Origin of the sequence: Streptomyces sp. NPDC050418, from assembly GCF_044458745.1 — a bacterium.
Taxonomy (GTDB): Bacteria; Actinomycetota; Actinomycetes; order Streptomycetales; family Streptomycetaceae; genus Streptomyces.
On the sequence record NZ_JBITIG010000017.1, the window covers coordinates 149,028 to 166,916 of the forward strand.

Consider the following 17,889-nt stretch of genomic DNA (forward strand, 5'->3'; position numbering starts at 1 on the left):
CGGAGCCTGGTGCCGAGCGCGCACTACCCGGCGAAGTCGAAGACCCCGCCCGTGGAGGCGTTCATCGCACAGTCGTTGGCGAAGGTCTTCGAGTAGGTCCGGCGCGTGCCGTCCCACATGCCGTACGCGACCGCCGTGACCGGCTTGTAGATCATCGGGCAGGCGATCTCGCGCGGCCTGATGTCCGCGATCTCGCCATCCACCCGGTCGAGCGTGCGGCAGGCGGCATCCGCGTCCGGGTGGGTGGTGCCCGGGCCCGGCGGGCAGTTCAGGAGGCGGCCGTCCAGGTCGCCGAGCTCGGCGTCGCCCTGCATGACGCCCACGAACATCCAGTTGCCGGGCAGCGCGGGGGCCCGGTCCGGTGCATGGTCCGCGGCGGCGGCGCCCGCGGCGCCGATGAGGAGCGCGCCCGCGGCCGCCGTGGCGCACAGGGCCTTGACTGCGGTCGTCCGTGCCGAAGTGGTCATGGGGAGCTCACCGTTCCTCGCTGGGGGTGGAGTTGGCGGTACGGAGTGAAGCCCGTACCGCGGCCCGCAGCGGTGCCGCCGTCGCCGGTGAGCAGCCGAACTCACCCGAACGGGACGCCCAAGAAGGGTTTGCTGTGCGCCGGTTGGCCCTGAGGGGTGAACGTCACCGCGTGGCCAACCGGTGGGTCACTGCGTGGCGAACCGGCAGCTCACTGCGTGGCGAGCCGGAACCGCATCGACCCGAACGCGATGTGGTCGCCCTCGCGCACGACCGTCGCGCCCACGACACGGCGGCCGTTGACCGAGGTCCCGTTGGTCGAGCCGAGGTCGCGCAGCACCCAGATGCCGCCCTGCAGCACCAGTTCGGCGTGGCTGCGCGAGACGGTCTCGTGGCTCAGGCGCAGTCCGTTGTCGACGCCGCGGCCGATCCGGAGCGGAAAGGGGCCCGGCAGCGGCAGCAGCAGCTTCGGCAGCCGTTCGGCATCCCACGCGCGGCGCATCCGCATCCCGAACGCGGAGACCGCACCGACCGCGCCCGTGAGCGCCTCGATCATCCGCCCGCCGCCGTTGTCACGGCCGGGCAGATCGGCGGTGAGCCGCGCGAGTTCGTGGGAGCGGCGTGCGGCGAGCGCGAGCTCCATCCGCCGCACGAAAGTGTCGTGCGAGAGCATCCCCTGGGCCACGCCGTCGCGCAGCGCATCGAGCACCTTGTCACGCTCGGCGTCCGACACCCGGGCGGGATACGTCGGGAACTCGAAGGAGGACGTCACGTACGCGATTGTCGACGAGTCACGCGCGGCTGTCCAGAAAACCGCAGATCCGGGACCGGTTCCGCCCTTCGCGGACCCCTGGGGGCGTCGTCAGGGCCGGGGCGCGACCGCACGGCGTCCCCGGCCCTGACGGACCGCCCCGGGGCGGGACGTGTCCGGGCGGACCGCGTGCGGGCGGTGTTCGCCGCCCGACCCGTGAAAAGCTGCTCCGCGGCGATCACTTGTGCAGCACGATGGACCTCGCGACATACGACGACGAGGGGGAATCGTCCGTGCTGTTCGAGGTGTGGGCACCTGATGCCCGGCAAGTGACCCTGCGGCTCAACGGCGCCGAGCGCGAGGTGTCGCGTGATCCGGTCCGGGCGGGCTGGTGGGTGGCGGAGGCCGAGGCGGGCGACGGCGACCGGTACGGGTTCTCGCTCGACGGCGGCCCGCTGCTGCCGGACCCGCGCTCGCGCCGGCAGCCCGACGGTCCGAACGGGCCGAGCGCGGTCGTCGATCCGGCCGCGTACACCTGGCAGCACGCGTGGCGCGGCGCCGGACTGCGTGACGCCGTGCTCTATGAGATGCACGTCGGCACGTATACCCGCGAGGGCACCCTCGACGCGGCCGCCGCGCGCCTGGGGCATCTCAAGCGGCTGGGCGTCAGCCATGTCGAGCTGATGCCGCTCTGCCCGTTCCCCGGCACGCACGGCTGGGGCTACGACGGCGTGGCCCCGTGGGCGGTGCACGAGCCGTACGGCGGCCCCGAGGCGCTGAAGCGCTTTGTCGACGCGGCCCATGAGCTGGGCCTCGGTGTCGTCCTCGACGTGGTGCACAACCACCTCGGCCCCTCCGGCAACCATCTGCCGTCCTTCGGCCCGTACTTCACCGCCACGCACGACACCCCGTGGGGTGCGGCGGTCAACCTGGACGCCCCGGGTTCGGACGAGGTGCGGGCGTACTTCCTGGAGAGCGCGCTCGCGTGGCTGCGCGACTACCGCCTCGACGGGCTGCGGCTCGACGCCGTGCACGCGCTGCGCGACGGCCGCGCGCTGCACTTCCTCGAAGAGCTCTCCGGGGCCGTCGACGAACTGGCCGGCGAGCTGGACCGGCCGCTGTTCCTGATCGCCGAGTCGGACCGCTGCGACCCGCGCACGATCACCCCGCGCGACCGCGGCGGCCTCGGTCTGCACGCGCAGTGGAACGATGACTTCCACCACGCCCTGCACACCACCCTGACCGGCGAATCCCAGGGCTACTACGCGGACTTCGCCGAGGCGCCGCTCGCCGCGCTCGCCAAGACACTGACGCACGGCTTCTTCCACGACGGCACGTACTCGTCCTTCCGCGGCCGCGTCCACGGCCGCCCGGTGGACCGGGTCCGCACCCCCGCGTTCCGCCTGGTCGGCGCGAGCCAGACGCACGATCAGATCGGCAACCGGGCACAGGGCGACCGGCTCGCGGCCACCCTCTCCCCCGGCCTCCTCGCGTGCGCGGCGGCGGTGACGCTGACCGGTCCGTGCATTCCGATGCTGTTCATGGGCGAGGAGTGGGCGGCGTCCACGCCGTGGCAGTACTTCACCGACCATACGGATCCGGAGCTCGCCGAGGCCGTGCGCACGGGCCGCAGAAGGGAGTTCGCCGGACACGGCTGGGAAGCGGCGCGGATACCCGACCCGCAGGACCCGGCGACCCGCGAGCGCTCCTGCCTCGACTGGTCCGAGGCCGGCACGGCGCCGCACGCCCGCGTCCTGGCCTGGTACCAGGAGCTGGTGGCGCTGCGCCGCAGCCTGCCCGACCTCTCGGACCCCGATCTCGCGGCGCTGCGGGTCGCGTTCGACGAGCGGGAGCGATGGCTGGTGCTGCGCCGCGGCGATCTGCGGATCGCCGTCAACTTCGGCAAGGAGACCGCGCGGATCCCGCTGCAGGGCGGGGCCGCGCGGGTGCTCGCGGCGTGGGAGCGGACCACGGCTCCGGGTCCTGACGGGGTTCTGACGCTGGCCCCGGAGTCCTGTGTCCTGCTCGCGCCGATGTGACCGCTACTCGACGACGGCCAGTTCGCGGGCGGTGGTGTTGAGGCGCCGCCCGCCGTCCTCCGTGACGGTCACGATGTCCTCGATGCGGACGCCGAACCGGCCCGGCAGATAGATCCCGGGCTCGACGGAGAAGCACATCCCGGGCACGAGCGGCTGCTCCTCGCCTTCGATCATGTACGGCGGCTCGTGCGTGGTGACGCCGATACCGTGCCCGGTGCGGTGGATGAAGTACTCGCCGTACCCGGCGTCGTCGATCACCGCACGCGCGGCCCGGTCCACCTCCTGGCAGGCGATGCCGGGCCGCACCGCCGCACAGCCCGCCTCCTGTGCCTGCCGCACGATGTCGTGCACCTTCTGCTCCTCGGCGGTCGGTTCGCCGACGTGGACGGTACGGGAGGTGTCGGAGCCGTAGCCGTGCATGAGGCCGCCGAAGTCGAGGACGATCATGTCGCCGTGCTCGATGGTGCGTTCACCGGCCTCGTGGTGCGGGTTGGCGCCGTTGGGGCCGGAGCCGACGACGGTGAAGTCGACCTGTTCGTGCCCGTACTGCCGCAGCAGACCGGCGAGATCACCGGCGACCTCGTTCTCCCGGCGGCCCGCGAACCGCACCTTCTTGATCTCCTCGTACGTGGCGTCGGCGGCAGCCCCCGCGGCCGCGAGCCGCTCCAGCTCATGGGCGTCCTTCACCCCGCGCAGCATCGGCAGGGACGCGGTGAGCGGGGTGTAGGTGGTGCCGGGAAGCTGTCCCTGGATGCCCAGGAGGTGCAGCGCCCAGGTGTTGTCGCTGACGCCGAAGCGGCCGTCCATGTCGAGCAGGGGTGCGGTGACGGCGTACGGGTCCTTGCCGTCGGTCCAGTCGCGCAGGGTCAGGGCGGGTGCGCCGGCGGCCTTCTCGGCGTCGGGCGCCTCCAGCGTCGGGACGACGAGGACGGGGTCCTGCCCGGCGGCGAGCACCAGCATCGTGAGCCGCTCGGTCTCGGCGGGCGGCTGGTACCCGGTGAGCCACACCATGTCGGGCCCGGGCGCGATGAGGACTCCGTCGAGCCCCGCGTCGGCCGCGGCGGCTGCCGCGCGCTCCATCCGGGCCAGATAGTCGTCGGCGGTGAACGGCGCGGGGGCGGTGGACATCGCGTGCTCCTCGTTCGGTGCGGCTTCGACCCGGCCATCCTCCCCCGGGCGCCGCCGCGGACGCGACCCGGAAAACCGCCGGGACCGAGGTTCCCGCCCCGCTCTCAGCCCTCCAGGGCCAGCCGCGCCCCGAGCGCGAGCAGCACTCCCCCGGACACCTGCTCCAGGCGCCTGCGCACCCGGGCCCGCGACAGGAAGGCCTTCATCCGGCCCACGCACCACACGTACACGCCGTAGTAGCCGACCTCGAACACGGCCCAGACCGCGGCGAGCGCGATCATCGCCGGCAGCTCGGGCGCCCCGGCCGGGACGAACTGCGGCAGGAAGGACATCGCGAAGATCGCGGCCTTGGGGTTGGCCAGGTTGAGCAGCAGCCCACCGCGGTACGAGGACCAGCCGGACCGCTCCGGCGCCTCCCAGCCCTCCGCCTCCTGCGCTGCGCCCTTGCGGCGCCGCGCGGCCCACAGCGTCTGGATCCCGAAGACGACGAGGACGACCGCGCCGGCGATCCGCATCACGTCGTACGCGAGCTGGGAGGCGGCGAGCAGCGCGGTCAGGCCGCAGGCGGCGATGACGCCCCACAGGAAGACCCCGGTCTCGTTGCCGAGCACGGTGAGGAAGCCGGAACGCCTGCTGCGCAGCGAGTTCTTGATGATCAGCACGGTGCTGGGGCCGGGGGACGCGGCGATCAGGGCGCAGGCGCCGAGGAAGGCGAGGAGGGTGCTCAGCATCCGCCCATGGTGCGTCGTACGGGGACGCTGCCGCCAGGGCGTTTCAGCCCGCGGTCCGCCCGCGGTCCGCCCTCGGTCCACCCGCGCCGAGCGAACGACCCCTTGCGCACCCCCTTCAGCTAACGGTTAGATGCTCACTAACCATTAATCGCCCACGGGAGGCATCGTGCTCGTCCTCGCCCAGATCAGCGATCTCCACCTCGACGGAACGGACCGCGCCGGCGAGCGCGCCGCCCGGGTGTGCGCGCGGCTGCGGGAGCTGCCGGTGGACGCGCTCCTGGTCACCGGGGACATCGCGGACCACGGCACCGAGTCCGAGTACGAGGAGGCGGCGCGGCTCCTGGACGGCATGCCGTTCCCGGTCCTGACCTGCCCCGGCAACCACGACGTGCGCGGCCCGTACCGCAAGTCGCTGCTCGGCGGCACCGCCTCCGACGCCCCCGTCAACAGCGTCGAGGTCATCTCCGGCACGGCGGTCCTGATGTGCGACACGAGCATCCCGGGCCAGGACGACGGGCGGCTCGCGCCCGAGACGTACGACTGGATCGAGCGCACCCTCGACGGCCTGGCGCCGGGCACCCCCGCCCTGCTCGCCTTCCACCACCCGCCGGTCCCGCTGCACGCCCCGCTGCCGGACTCGTACCCGCTGAACGAGCCCGGCCCGCTCGCGGACCTTCTCGAACGGCGGCCGCAGATCCGGGCGTTGATCTCCGGTCACGCCCACACCCCGGCCGCCACGGTCTTCGCGGGCCGGCCGCTCGCCGTCGGCCCCGGCGTGACCTGGACGCTGCGGCTGCCCTGGGAGGGCGACGCGGTGGCCGACCTCGACGCCGACCCCGGGTTCGCGCTCCATGTCCTGGACGACGAGGGCCGGTTGACCACGCACTTCCGCAGCGTCCGGCGGGCAGCCGCCGCGTGATCTCCCGGCCCGGCCTCCGCGCCACCGGCCCCACGGTCAGGTGACCACCCCCGGCGTCACCGACAGCGTCTGCCGTTCGCCGTTCTCGTGGCGTACGACGACGCTCACCGCCTTCCCCGGCCTCGCCGCCGCCACGGCCCGGGCCAGATCGTGAGCCGAGTCCACCGACTTGCCCGCGAACTCCGTCACGAGATCGCCGCGGACCAGGCCCGCGGTGTAGCCCGGCCCCGGCTGGTGGACGCCCACGAGGCGGGCGCCCTTGCCGTCGGACGGGTTGACGGCCTCGATCCCCAGGGTCGCGGGCGCGGGGCCCACCGACTCGCCCTGCCCGCCCTGCGGCTGGGGCTGCGAGGGCGGCTTCTTCCCCGCGGGCGGAGCGCCCTGCGACGCCGCCTGCCGCTGCAGATCGGCGAGTTTGCTCATCCCGATCACGGTGGCCCCCACCGTGCCGAGTCCGATCCCGGCGAGTACGAGAACGAGCGCGATCACGCTCGTACCGAGTACGGTCTTGAGCCGCCTCGCGCGCCGCCGGACGGCGTGCGGACGGTGTCCCGGCGCGGGTGCGCGGCCGGGCATCGGCTTGGGTCGCAACACTGTCTGTTCCATGGCTGGCCTCCGCGGAGTGCTCTACCCTGCGGGCCGCCGGGGAACGATTCACGAAAGAGTGACGAACCGTCACGGCAGGGGGACAGATGACCGAACCGTCCATCGTCGAACGCCTGTACTTCGGGCACGACGAGGCCGAACAGGACATGGCGAACGGCCTGTTACGGGCGGGCTTCCTGCAGACGGCCGCGTACAACGCAGCCGTCTCCGGGCGGAAGATGCTGATCATCGGGCGCAAGGGGTCCGGCAAGAGCGCGATCTGCATGCACCTCGCCGAGCAAGGCGCGGGCGCGGGCGCGGCGGGCGGTGGATCCGCCGGCTGGGCGTCCGTGCTGATCACGCCGGACGACGCGGCGGGGGACGAGATCCGGCAGTTCGAGCTGCAGGGTCTGACCGGGGACACCGCCAAGTCCGTGATCTGGCGCTATGTGTTCGCGCTGCACGCGGCCCGGCACCTCGTGGAGCACGCGCGGGACGCGCACGGCGAGAAGCCGAACTCCGTGAAGCAGTTGCGGAAGTTCCTGCGCGACAACGGTGAGCTGCCCAGCGGCCGGCTCGCGGACCTCGCCGAGCAGGGCCGCCGGCGGATGCAGACGACGGGACTGCAGCTCGGGGCGTTCGGGGTGCAGATCGGTGTGGACCGTACGCTCGCCGAGCCGTCCGAAGGGACGCGCGCGGGACGGCAGTTGGAGATTCTGGAGGAGGCGGTCGCGCGCGCCTTCGACGAGCTGCGCTGCGCCGCCACACACCCGCCGCTGCTGCTGCTCGTGGACCAGCTGGAGAAAGTCTGGTCGGCGCAGGCGGACGCCAACTCGATGGTGATCGGGCTGCTCCTGGCCGCGAAAGAAGCGGCCGTGAAGTACCCCGGGGCGGTGCGCGCGCTGGTGTTCCTGCGCTCCGACATCTATGACTCGCTCACGTTCGGCGAGGGCGACAAGTTCCGCAGCTACGAGCTGCGCATCGACTGGCCCGAGACGCTGCTGCGCCGCCTCGCCCTCTCCCGCGCGCAGGCCTCGCTCCAGTCCGGTCTGAGCGAGGACCAGTTGTGGCACCAGGTCTTCCCGCGCCAGGTGCGCGGCGAGGAGACGGCCGCGTATCTCTTCTCGCGTACGCTGCCCCGGCCGCGCGACGCGATCCAGTACCTCAACGCGTGCCGGGACCGGGCCGAGTACTACGGCCGGGAGAGGATCACCGAGGACGACGTGATCGAGGCGGGGCAGCAGTTCTCGGAGTGGAAGCTCAAGGATCTCGTCCAGGAGTACCTCGTCGCTCATCCGTTCCTGCAGGCCCTGCTCGAGCTGTACCGCAACGCGGGGTATGTCGTGACGCGGACGGCGACCGGGCACCGGCTGCTCGCCGTGCGCGAGGAAATGGCGCGCCAGTACCCCGCGTACACCGAGTCGTTCACGCCGGAGGCAGTGATCGGCGTGCTGTACTCCGTCGGCTTCCTCGGGGTGCGGCGCGGCACGGAGATCGTGTACGCGGGCGGGTTCGCGCCGCCCGTACAGCCGGACGAGAAGGAGTTCCACATCCATCCGTGCTTCCGCGAGGCGCTGCGGGCGAGGGAGGCCGTGCCGGTCACACCATGGCGGCCCGCGCTGCGGATCGCGGGGTCGTCGTGGGGCGGGGTGAGCCACACCCGGCGCGAGATCGACCTGGCGGCCAACGTGGTGCGCAGCTGCGATCTGCTCCTGCGCCGGATCGGGCGCGCGGGCGGGCTGCCGGACACGACCCGGCAGGAGGTGGCGCAGCAGCTCCAGCGGCTGCACCAGGAGACCCAGGACGCGCTCGACGACCGCCTCGGCCCGGAGAACTCACTGCTGCGTCACGCCGACGAACACACCAGGTCCGTCATCACCTACCTCCGCGGCCAGGCCGCCGCGCTGCGCGACAGCGGCCTGGAGGACCGCGAGGGCGAGGCCGGCGCCCAGGCCCTCGCCAGGGAACTCGCGGACCAGGCGGCGGACCTGGAGGCGCGGCTCGGCGGGTTCACCGGGAGTTCGGGGCTCGGGGGGTCCAGTGGGTGAGGGGTCCAGTGGGTGAGGGGCCGAGGCGCACCGGCTGACGGCCGTCACCCGCGTCCTCACCCCGCCTCCGCCACCCCCAGTGCGCGCCCCACCGCGTCCGCGAAGCCCTGCGGGTTGTCGATCATCATGTTGTGCGTGGCCGCGGGCACTTCCACCACCGGCACCCCCGCCGCCGCCATCAGCTCCGTCTCCGGGTCGGGCAGGGTGCGCTCGCCCACCACGAACGCGCGCGGCCGGTCCAGGTCCGTGAGGAGCGCGCCCCAGCTGGGGTCCGTGCCCTCGACCATGGCGGTGGCGCTGCGGTGCAGGCCGCGCGGGTCGGTGAGACGCACGCGGGCCGCGCTGTCGGGGTGCTTGTGGCCGGCCAGCATCCGCGCGAAGCCCTCCGCGACGAAGGCCTCCTCGTCCTGCGCGGCGATGGGACTGCTGGCGAAGCCACCGCCGGGGAACAGGTTCGGCTCGGCGACGACGAGCTTCGCGATCAAGTCGGGGCGCGCGGCGGCCAGTTCGATGGCGACCGCGCCGCCCATCGAGTGCCCGATCAGCTCCGTATCGCGCAGCCCCTCGTGCTCGAGGACCGCCGCCACCGCGTCGGCCTGCTCCCGCATCCGGTAGCCGAAGTCCGCGGGCCGGTCGCTGTAGCCGTGGCCGAACAGGTCGACCAGCACGCTCATCCGGCCGTCGAGCGGGGCGCGCGTGGCGACCTCCGCGAAGTCGGAGGCGCCGCTGCAGCCGAGGCCGTGCACGAACACACGGGCCGGACCGGCGTCCCGCGCGCCCGGGTTCAGCAGGATCCAGCGGATCCGGGCTCCGGCGGCGGGCAGGAACAGCTCTCGCACCTCGGTACCTCCGTCGTGAAGTCGGACGGTCATGCTAGGTCCTGTCGTCGGTACGGACATCACGCGTCCCTGATCCGCAACACCCCCCACCCCACGCCGAGCACGCCGACCGCCCACAGCGCCGCCACTCCGAGTCCCGGCCACGGCCCGATCGGCAGCGCGTCGAGGTTCCGTGTCGCGAGGATCGACAGGCCCGCCGACGTGGGCGACACGCGCTGCGCGTTCTCCATCCAGTCGGGATCCGCCAACAGACTTGCCACCAGCGGGAATCCGTACAGGAGCAGGAAGACCGCGGTGAGGGTGCCCGCGGTGTCCCGCAGGGCGGCGCCGAGGCCGAGGCCGATGAGTGAGACGAGCACGAAGTACAGGACGGCGCCGCAGGCCGCCCGCAGCGTGGGCCCGTCGGCGAGGCTGATCGGCGGGTAGCCGGCCGCGGTGGTGAACCCGGCGTCGAGGACGAGCAGGCGGCCGGCCCACAGCGACACGGCCACCGAGGCGGTGCCGGCCGGCAGAGCGAGCGCGCCCACGACCACTGCCTTGGCCGCCAGGACCCGCAGCCTCGACGGTACGGCGGCGAGCGTCGCGCCGATGGTGCCCGTGCCGTACTCGGCCGTGACCGCGAGCACCCCGAACAGCGCCATGACGGATTGCCCGACCCAGACCCCGGTGAGGCTGAGCTTCACCGTGTCCTCGTCGCAGGTGCGCGCGGCCAGACAGTCGCCGGCCGAGAGCGCACCGGTGGTCAGGGCGCCGACGCCGGCCGTGCACACGACGACGGCGAGCAGCAGCCACCACGTGCTGCGCAGAGTACGGAGTTTGGTCCACTCGGCGTGCACCGCGGCGGTCATCCGCACCCTGGGGCGCACCGCGGTCATCGGCGCTCCCGCCGTCAGCAGGGCCTCAGACATCGCGCCTCCGTACCCGCCACACCGCGAGCCCGAGCACGACGAGGACGTAGAGGAGCAGCGTGCCGAGTCCGAGCCACGGCCCCTGCGGGTAGCAGCCCTCCTCGGGCAGGCACAGGCTCGCCACCTGGTCGTAGCGCGTCACGGTCTCCTGGACCGCGAACCCGGCCAGGGGTGTGGCCTGTTGCAGGAAGCGGGCGAAGCCGAGCGGCAGCGAGCTGATCAGGACGAGCGGGGCGACGAAGAGCACCACGACCGTGGCGACCGCACCCGCCGTACGCCGCAGCAGGGCGCCGAGGCCGAGCGCGAGGACCGCGACCAGGGCGAACAGCACGGCGGACCCGATCACGGCCCTCAGCACCGGGCCGTCCGTGAGGTGGAGTTCCTGGAACTGGGGCGGCTTGTGGCCGTTCCCCCGCAGGATCGGCTGCGCGATCAGGAAGGACGCCACCGAAGCGATCAGACCGGCGAGGAACGTCACCCCGCCGATCACCAGTGCCTTGGCGAGCAGCACCCGGCCGCGGCGCGGGCTGGCCGCGAAGGTCGTACGGATCATGCCGCGCCGGTACTCGGCCGTGACGAACAGCGCACCGAGCGCGGCGGCGAGGACCAGACCCAGCTGCGTACCGCTGAGGCTCATCGTGCCGAGGTCGGTGTCGTACGAGGCGGGCGCGATGTCCCCCGATCCTGTGAGGGTGAAGGTGCCGCCGGACTCCTCGGACTCACCGGGCGCCATGGGCTGGTCACCTACGTTGTCGTGCTGCCGGCTGCCGCTCGCGCCCTCGGCGGTGACGTGGTCGAAGACGGCGGTGGAGCGTGAGGGTTCCGTGCCGACATCCACCGAGCCGAACTTCCGGTCCATCTCGCTCACCATGGGCGAGGTCACGAACATGCCGATCCGCACGCCGCCCGTCAGGCCCGGCACCTCCACCGCGGCGACCTTGTTCCAGTCCTTGCCGTCCGCCGACTCGTACCCGGCGAGCGTGGTGCCGTCGCGGGTCAGCCGCAGCCATCGCGGGTCGTCGGCCGATGCCTTGCTGCCCGCCGTGTCGTGCACGAAGTCGTGCTGCATCCGCACGCCATGCCCGGGGGTGAGCATCATGGCCGCGTACGGGGATCCGGGCTCGGCCGTCTTCTTGATCAGCACGCCCGCCTTGGCCCACTCGGAGGTCCCCCCTTCCACGGAGCGGAGGTCCGAGACCCGGACGGTGATGCCGCCGTCGCCGGGCAGGTCCTGGTGGACGTAGCGGAACCCGTCGAGGATCCGTACGCCCCCGGGCCCGGTGGGCTCGGGTCCGCGGTCGGCGTCGCCTCCGCCGATCGACACCTGCGAACTGGACGCCGCGAACACCGAGATGAACACCGTGAGGAGGATCGCGCCGAGCAGGGTGAGATTCCACCGGCGTACGGTGCGCAGCTTGGTCCACTCCGCGCGCAGGACCTGCGCGAAGCCGTCGCGGCCCGGCGGTACGGCGGTCGAACGGTACGGGGTGACGGGCGGGGTGCGGGTGTCGGTCATGACTCCTCCTCGGGCACGGGCGGCGCCGCGAACTCCAGGGAGTCGCCGGTCAGTTCCATATAGGCCTCTTCGAGGGTGGCCCGGTGCCCGGAGACCTCGGAGAAGGGGATCCCCGCTCCGGAGAGCAGCTGCACCACCTTCTCGGGGCTCGGACCGGACACGGTGAGCGTGTCCCGGCCGGTCGCCGCCACGGTCGCGCCCGCCGCGGCGAGCACCGTCATCGCCTCCGTACGGGCGCCGGTGCGCAGCGCCACCCGGTCGCCGGACGCGGCCGCGAGCAGCTCGCGCACGCTGGTGTCGGCGATGACGCGGCCGCGGCCGATCACCACCAAGTGGTCGGCGCTGTCCTCCAGTTCACTCATCAGGTGGCTGGAGACGAGGACCGTACGGCCTTCACGGGCCAGCGAGCGCAGAAAGCCGCGGATCCAGCGGATGCCCTCGGGGTCGAGTCCGTTGACGGGTTCGTCGAGCATGAGCACGGGCGGGTCGCCGAGCAGGGCGGCGGCGATGCCGAGCCGCTGGCGCATCCCGAGCGAGTAGCCGCCCGTCCTGCGGCGCGCGGCGGGCGTGAGGCCCACCTGTTCGAGCACCTCGTCGACCCGCCGTACGGGGATGCGGTGCGAGTGCGCCAGCCACAGGAGGTGGTCGCGCCCGCTGCGGCTGGGGTGCAGCGCGGCGGCGTCGAGGAGCGCGCCGACCTCGTGCAGCGGGGTGGACAGGGCGCTGTAGGGGCGTCCGCCGATCAGCACCTCGCCGCCGTCGGCCGCGTCGAGGCCGAGCGCGATCCGGAGCGTCGTCGACTTGCCGGCGCCGTTGGGGCCGACGAAGCCGGTGACCTGACCGGGAGTGAGAGTGAACGAGAGGCCGTCGAGTGCGGTGACGGACCCGAACCGTTTGTGCAGTCCCTTGACCTGGACCGTGCCTGCGCCGTGGATGGGTTCCATACCCAGGGAGGTTAAGGAGCCCGCCGCCCTGGGTCGTCACGCGCCGGAGCCGTCTTGGTATCCCTCGCGTGAGGGACTCGCACGGCCCTCGGGTCGGTGACAATGACCTGGTGAACGCGGCTTCGGCACGACGGGCCCGAGCCGGCGCGGTGGCCTTGTGCCGGGAACGGAGGGTTCGTGCGGCTGAGGAAGGGAGGGGCGGTGCGGACTGGCTCCGGACGGCTGCCGCGCCTGCGAAGCGGCCGGCTCCCGTCCCCGGCCGGCCGCCTCATATCTCCGGCCACCCCCGTCTACGCGGCCGCCGCGCTGACCCTCGCCGCCCTCGCCGAACTCACCCTGCGCGACTACTACACCGACGGCCGCCTCCCCGCGGCCCTGTTCCTCGCGCTCGGCATGACCCTGCCGCTCGCCACCGTACGCACCCACGCGTTCCGGGCCGCCGCTGTCGCCTCGGCCTCGGCGCTGATCGCCCTTGCCCCGTACCACTTGTTCGTCGTCGCGGGACTGCCGTCGCTGCTCGTGTGCCTGTACGCGCAGGGCCGCCACGGCCCGCGCCTGCCGGCCTCGCTCCTGGCGCTGCCCTTCCTCGGATACGCGGTGGCCGGACCCGGCGATCGCCTCGTCACGGTCCTGGTCTGCCTGTGCGCCCTGGCCGCCGCCACCATCGGTCTCACCCGTCGCGCCCTGGCCGAGGCCCGCTCGCACAGCGCCACGGAGAGGGCGATCACCGAGACCCTCCAGGAGCATGCCGCCCGGGGCGAACGGGCCCGTATCGCACGGGAATTGCATGATGTGGTGGCCCACCACATCTCGATGATCGCCGTGCAGGCCGAGACCGCACGGCTCACCACGGACGGAATGCCGCCGGCGGGCGCCGAGCGCCTGCTCGCCATCGGCGACACCGCCCGCACCGCGCTGACCGAGATGCGCCGGCTGCTCGGCGTGCTGCGCGAGGACGCCGGACCCCCGGCTTCCCCGCAGCGCCGTCCGCAGCCCGGTCTGCAGCAGCTGGCCGATCTGGTGGACGAGGCGCGCGACGCGGGCGGCGGAGCCACCCGGCTGATCGTCAGCGGCCGGATCCGCCCCCTCGACCAGGGCGTCGAGCTCACCGCGTACCGCATCGTGCAGGAGGCCCTCACCAACGCGCGCCGCCACGCACCCGGCGCCGCCGTCGACGTGACGCTGCACTACAGCCGGCACGCGCTGCGGCTGCGCGTACGGGACAACGGCCCGGGCCCGGGGCCCTCGGCCGCGCGCGGCAGCCACGGTCTGACGGGGATGCGGGAGCGCGCCGCGATGGTCGGCGGCGACCTGACGTCGGGGCCCGCGCTCGGCGGCGGGTTCCAGATTGAGGCGACCCTGCCGACGTTGCCCTCCTCGGAGGCCGCCACCGCACCGTCCGACACCGCACCGTCCACCACCACAGCGCCCGCCACAACAGCGCCCGCCACCGAATCCGCCCCCACGGAAACCGCCCCCGCCGAGGAGACCGCCCCATGAGCGCCCCGCTCCGCCTGGTGATCGCCGACGACCACGAGCTGGTCCGCGCCGGGTACGCCGGACTCCTCGCCACCCAGGCCGACTTCGAGGTGGTGGGCACGGCGAAGGACGGCGCCGAGGCGGTCCGTGTCTGCCGCGAGCTCGCCCCCGACCTGGTGCTCATGGACGTCCGGATGCCCGTGATGGACGGCATCGAGGCGACCGCGCGGCTTTCCGACACCGGCATCCGCGTCCTGATGCTCACCACGTTCGACCTCGACGAGCATGTGTACGACGCGCTGGGCGCCGGAGCGGGCGGCTTCCTGCTCAAGGACGTGACCGCGGAGAAGCTCTTCGACGCGGTCCGTGTCGTGGCAGCCGGTGAGGCGCTGCTCGCGCCGACCGTGACGCGGCGCCTGATCGCGGAGTTCGCGCGGCTGCGCCCGCAGAGCCGCCCGGCCGCCGACCTCGCGGCGCTCACGCCACGCGAGACACAGGTGCTCCGGCTGATCGCCGAGGGCCTGTCCAATCCGGAGATCGCCGCGCGGCTGCACGTCAGCGAGGAGACGGTGAAGACCCACGTCAGCCGGGTCCTGGCCAAGTTGGGACTGCGTGACCGCACACAGGCGGTCGTCGCGGCGTACGAATCGGGGCTGGTGATTCCGGGCGGACGCTGAGGGCCCTGTGCGGCCCGGCGGCACAACGGCGGCACACCGGCGGCACAACAGCCTTCCGCGGAAACAGGCTCTTACTGCGTTCGGGCTGAACCTGTCCGCGCCGCGCGCCCGTTCGGCCGTGCCCGGCCACCGGTCATTAATGATGATCTTTCATACCGGGTGCCGCTGGTGCGCCCTCGGACTGGGAGGACTCATCACGTGAGCGCAGCGCCCGCCGCCGCACGCATCCGGACCTGGGGCACGGCCTCCGTCGCCACCGCCGCCCTCCTGATGGCCGCCGCCTACTCCCCCGGCACGGACACGGCGTCCGCGCACCCGGCGTACGCACCGCCTCCGCAGGCCGACTCCCTGCTCACCGCGTCCGCACCACGCCAGGACCAAGCGCCTTTGGGCGACCGGGAGTTGTGCCGCGGCGAAAAGGCGGGCGTGGCGCGGACCTGCCTGATCAGCCATCCGTCCGCCGCCACCTGGACCGTGCCGATGTCCGAGGGCCGCAAGGCCGTCGACCGGCCCGTCGCGCTCGCCGGGCCGCTCGCGCTCACGATGCGCGCGAACGGCCACATCACCGATGTCTCGGTGACCGGATCGGGCGGGGAGCGGCTCGGCGGGCACCTCAGCGCCGACGGCCGGACGTGGCGCAGCACCTGGGCGGTGCCCGCGGGCTTCCGCTACCGCGCGACCGTCCGCACCGAGACCCTGTCCGGCGCCCCCGCCGTCTCGACGCTCAGCTTCCGTACCGCCGCGCCCCAAGGCAGCCGTCTCACCGCGGAGTTCGGGCCCGAGGCCGGTACGTACGGGGTCGGGCAGCCGGTCACCGCGTATCTGAGCCGAGCCGTTCCGGCCTCGCGCGCCGCCGCCCGCGCCCGTATCGAGCGTGCGCTGCAGGTGAGTTCGGCGCCCGCGGTCGACGGCGCATGGCACTGGGTGGACGACCGGACCCTGCACTACCGCCCGCGCGCGTTCTGGCCCGCACACGCGGAGATCACCGTGCGCAGCGCGCTGGCGGGCGTGAACATCGGCGACGGGGTGTACGGGGCGGGCTCCGAGCCGCTGACGATCCGCACCGGCGACCGCATCGAGGCGATCACGGACGCCTCGGACCACACCATGACGGTGCTGCGCAACGGCGAGGAGATCCGTACGATCCCGGTCACCACCGGCAAGCCCGGCTACCGCACCCGCAACGGCATCAAGACCGTGCTCGCCAAGGAGCGGCAGGTCCGGATGCGCGGCGAGGGCATCGGCATCGCGCGTGGCAGCAGCGACTACTTCGATCTCAAGGTGAACTTCGCGACCCGTGTGACCTGGAGCGGCGAGTACGTGCACGCGGCGCCGTGGTCGGCGGGGTCGCACGGCGTCGAGAACGTCTCGCACGGCTGCACCGGGATGAGCACGTCCGACGCGGAGTGGTTCTTCGACCTCGTCCGCCCGGGCGACATCGTCCAGGTGATCAACAGCGAGGGCGAGGACATGACGCCGTTCGACAACGGCTACGGAGACTGGAACGTGTCGTGGAAGAAGTGGCGCAAGGGCTCCACGGTCCACGCGAAGAACAAGGTCCCGGCGGCCCCGCGCCTGGCCCCGATGGCCTGAGTCCCCCGGACGGCGGGCGGGATCACCCGGGCGATCCACCTCACATCGGTCAGCCCTACCCGGATCCGGCAGACAGTGGTCTCCTGTACGGAAGTGGCCATTCCCCCACCGGACACGGATGCGTCATCAAGGATGGGAACCGCTCAAAACGGGAATCCTCTTCCCGACTCCCCACCCTGTGTGTCCCGACCGGCCCGCTCCAGAACGTCCTTCTTTCTGCGCGGGCACGACGCGGAAGGATGACGTGCGCCGTGTCCCCGCTCCGGCTCTCCGAGCTGTCCGCGCCCGGTTCCGCTCCGGGTTTGCTGCAGCGCCTCCCGCTCGGGGGGCGTCAGATCAGGCTGATCCTCAGCGTGCTGCCCGTGCTGGCCATCGGCGCCTGGGCCGCGCTCGACTGGGAGGCGATGCGGGACGGCGCGGCGCGGCTCGCGTCCGCCGATCCGGTGTGGCTGTGCGTCGCGGTGGCGTTCACCGCGCTGTGCAGTGTGAGCGCCGCTTTCATCCGGCAGGGCGCGCTGCCCGAGCGGCTGCCGCCGGGACAGCTGCTCGCCTCGCAGGTCGCGGCGGGCGCCGCGAACCACGTCCTGCCGGCGGGTCTCGGCGCGCACGCGGTGACGCTGCGCTTCCTGCAGCGCCGCGGCATCCCGCTGGCCCGCGCCACCGCGTCCCTCGCGCTGTACTCCCTGGTGAAACCGGTCGCGCGCGGCGCGCTCATCCTCGTGTTCCTGCTGGCGTTCCCGGACACGCTGCCCACGGGGCAGCTCCTTCCGTCCGGTGAGACGCTGCTGCTGATCACGGGCGGCGTCGTCGCGGCGCTCGTCGTCGCGGCGGCCCTGATCAAGTTCGTCACGCCGCTGCGCCGCCCGCTCCTCAGCTTCGCGGGTACGGCCCTGACCGACGCGCGGCTGCTGCACAGCAGGCCGAGCCGGGTGCTCGCCCTGTGGGGCGGGGCGGCCGCGCTGCCCCTGTTCCAGGCGGCGACCCTCGCCGCGGTGGGCGCCTCGCTCGGCATCGCGCTGCCGTGGACGCATCTGATCTTCGCGCACCTCGCGGCGAGCGCGATGGTCGGCGCGGTGCCCGCGCCCGGCGGGATCGGTCCGGTGGACGCGGCGCTGGTGTTCACGCTGATCGTCTTCGGCACGCCGCTGACCCTCGCCACGGCCGCCGTGATCGGCTACCGCGTCATCAACGGCTGGCTGCCGCTGCTGCCCGGGGCGCTGATCCTCTCCTCCCTCGTACGCAACAAGGTGCTCTGACCTCTCTGCGG

General features: G+C 73.0%; 16 protein-coding genes. 7 read left to right on the forward strand and 9 right to left on the reverse strand.

What is annotated here, in order from left to right; all coding sequences use genetic code 11:
• Window positions 1-23: 23 nt before the first annotated feature.
• Together ACIBI4_RS33085 and ACIBI4_RS33090 are read right to left on the reverse strand one after the other, a co-directional pair.
• The gene (locus ACIBI4_RS33085; protein WP_399207901.1) at window positions 24-467 is read right to left on the reverse strand and encodes an SSI family serine proteinase inhibitor; all 444 of its coding nucleotides are present in this window, start codon (window positions 465-467) and stop codon (window positions 24-26) included.
• Window positions 468-676: 209 nt separating this feature from the next.
• Window positions 677-1,237 carry an FHA domain-containing protein gene (locus ACIBI4_RS33090; RefSeq protein ID WP_399207903.1) on the reverse strand — a complete coding sequence of 187 codons (561 nt, stop codon included), beginning with the start codon at window positions 1,235-1,237 and terminating at the stop codon, window positions 677-679.
• Window positions 1,238-1,470: 233 nt separating this feature from the next.
• Between ACIBI4_RS33090 and treZ the strand changes: the two genes are divergently transcribed.
• Window positions 1,471-3,255 carry a malto-oligosyltrehalose trehalohydrolase gene (treZ, locus tag ACIBI4_RS33095; RefSeq protein ID WP_399207904.1) on the forward strand — a complete coding sequence of 595 codons (1,785 nt, stop codon included), beginning with the start codon at window positions 1,471-1,473 and terminating at the stop codon, window positions 3,253-3,255.
• Between the two features lie 3 nt (window positions 3,256-3,258).
• Here treZ and ACIBI4_RS33100 read toward each other — a convergent pair whose 3' ends face one another.
• Complete coding sequence (locus ACIBI4_RS33100) at window positions 3,259-4,383, reverse strand: aminopeptidase P family protein (RefSeq protein WP_399207905.1); 1,125 nt, start codon at window positions 4,381-4,383, stop codon at window positions 3,259-3,261.
• A 104-nt stretch (window positions 4,384-4,487) separates the two neighbouring features.
• Entirely contained in the window at window positions 4,488-5,114 is a 627-nt protein-coding gene (locus ACIBI4_RS33105) for a LysE family translocator (RefSeq protein ID WP_399207906.1), read from the reverse strand.
• Between the two features lie 166 nt (window positions 5,115-5,280).
• On the opposite strand from ACIBI4_RS33105, the gene ACIBI4_RS33110 reads away from it, so the two are divergent.
• The gene (locus tag ACIBI4_RS33110) at window positions 5,281-6,033 is read left to right on the forward strand and encodes a phosphodiesterase (RefSeq protein WP_399207907.1); all 753 of its coding nucleotides are present in this window, start codon (window positions 5,281-5,283) and stop codon (window positions 6,031-6,033) included.
• Window positions 6,034-6,069: 36 nt separating this feature from the next.
• Here the strand turns inward: ACIBI4_RS33110 and ACIBI4_RS33115 are convergent, their stop codons facing one another.
• Window positions 6,070-6,639 carry a PDZ domain-containing protein gene (locus ACIBI4_RS33115; RefSeq protein WP_399207908.1) on the reverse strand — a complete coding sequence of 190 codons (570 nt, stop codon included), beginning with the start codon at window positions 6,637-6,639 and terminating at the stop codon, window positions 6,070-6,072.
• Window positions 6,640-6,725: 86 nt separating this feature from the next.
• Here ACIBI4_RS33115 and ACIBI4_RS33120 point away from each other — a divergent pair, with 86 nt between their 5' ends.
• Entirely contained in the window at window positions 6,726-8,666 is a 1,941-nt protein-coding gene (locus ACIBI4_RS33120; RefSeq protein ID WP_399207909.1) for a P-loop ATPase, Sll1717 family, read from the forward strand.
• A 56-nt stretch (window positions 8,667-8,722) separates the two neighbouring features.
• Here the strand turns inward: ACIBI4_RS33120 and ACIBI4_RS33125 are convergent, their stop codons facing one another.
• The 4 genes from ACIBI4_RS33125 to ACIBI4_RS33140 are packed head-to-tail and all read right to left on the reverse strand — an operon-like array spanning window position 8,723 to window position 12,873.
• The gene (locus ACIBI4_RS33125) at window positions 8,723-9,538 is read right to left on the reverse strand and encodes an alpha/beta fold hydrolase (RefSeq protein ID WP_399207910.1); all 816 of its coding nucleotides are present in this window, start codon (window positions 9,536-9,538) and stop codon (window positions 8,723-8,725) included.
• 26 nt (window positions 9,539-9,564) lie between these two features.
• Window positions 9,565-10,413, reverse strand: a complete 849-nt coding sequence (locus tag ACIBI4_RS33130) for an ABC transporter permease (RefSeq protein ID WP_399207911.1) — start codon at window positions 10,411-10,413, stop codon at window positions 9,565-9,567.
• Entirely contained in the window at window positions 10,406-11,929 is a 1,524-nt protein-coding gene (locus tag ACIBI4_RS33135) for an ABC transporter permease subunit (protein ID WP_399207912.1), read from the reverse strand. The genes ACIBI4_RS33130 and ACIBI4_RS33135 overlap by 8 nt, the downstream gene beginning before the upstream one ends.
• A complete protein-coding gene (locus ACIBI4_RS33140) occupies window positions 11,926-12,873 on the reverse strand; it encodes an ABC transporter ATP-binding protein (protein WP_399207913.1) in 948 nt (315 codons plus the stop codon). The genes ACIBI4_RS33135 and ACIBI4_RS33140 overlap by 4 nt, the downstream gene beginning before the upstream one ends.
• Before the next feature lie 201 nt (window positions 12,874-13,074).
• Here ACIBI4_RS33140 and ACIBI4_RS33145 point away from each other — a divergent pair, with 201 nt between their 5' ends.
• The 4 genes from ACIBI4_RS33145 (at window position 13,075) to ACIBI4_RS33160 (ending at window position 17,878) form a co-directional block, all read left to right on the forward strand.
• Window positions 13,075-14,373, forward strand: coding sequence for a sensor histidine kinase (locus ACIBI4_RS33145; RefSeq protein WP_399207914.1), 1,299 nt, complete (start codon window positions 13,075-13,077; stop codon window positions 14,371-14,373).
• Complete coding sequence (locus ACIBI4_RS33150) at window positions 14,370-15,029, forward strand: response regulator (protein WP_399207915.1); 660 nt, start codon at window positions 14,370-14,372, stop codon at window positions 15,027-15,029. The genes ACIBI4_RS33145 and ACIBI4_RS33150 overlap by 4 nt, the downstream gene beginning before the upstream one ends.
• Before the next feature lie 198 nt (window positions 15,030-15,227).
• Window positions 15,228-16,622, forward strand: coding sequence for an Ig-like domain-containing protein (locus ACIBI4_RS33155; RefSeq protein WP_399207916.1), 1,395 nt, complete (start codon window positions 15,228-15,230; stop codon window positions 16,620-16,622).
• Between the two features lie 251 nt (window positions 16,623-16,873).
• A complete protein-coding gene (locus ACIBI4_RS33160; protein ID WP_399207917.1) occupies window positions 16,874-17,878 on the forward strand; it encodes a YbhN family protein in 1,005 nt (334 codons plus the stop codon).
• The last annotated feature ends 11 nt before the right edge of the window (window positions 17,879-17,889 follow it).